Below are 447 nucleotides of genomic sequence, written 5' to 3'. Positions count from 1 at the left end.
CTGCTCACCGCTCAAGAAGCCGGAGGTGGGGAGCAAATTCCAATTAGCGGAGGTGATCTGAGTGTAGCCGCAGATTGTGGTCCGGATGGAACTGTTTACTACCCTGAACCGGATGGCACTCCCTATGGTGTGCAGTACATTAGTGGTGATCGCAGGATCATCCTTGGGGCATGGGATTATCTTGATGGCAGCTTCGACTTTGGGCCACCAGAGATTGACCGGCTTGCTCATGGTGATTACTGCCGGTTGGGGAAGGCGTATTGGGGTGAGAATGCTGCCACTCATTCGACTGACTGGCGGGTGACGCCCCTTGATTTCGGTGAGGGTATCGCTGCTTTCCAGGCCGTGTACTGGGAGGGGAAGGGACTTACGCCTCCTCCGCCTGAACCGGTCGTAGAAGAAGGCAGGTTTATTCGTACTACGGCGCGAGCGTATGGGATTGTGGAT

1 protein-coding gene is annotated in these 447 nt (G+C 55.7%); it reads left to right on the top strand.

The window, feature by feature from the left end:
- Window positions 1–129: 129 nt before the first annotated feature.
- A partial coding sequence (locus EII11_RS10375; protein WP_133306637.1) for a hypothetical protein occupies window positions 130–447 on the top strand: 318 nt, incomplete at its 3' end.

This window comes from Schaalia canis, assembly GCF_003858455.1.
GTDB lineage: Bacteria > Actinomycetota > Actinomycetes > Actinomycetales > Actinomycetaceae > Pauljensenia > Pauljensenia canis.
This window is presented reverse-complemented; position numbering and strand designations above follow the sequence as displayed.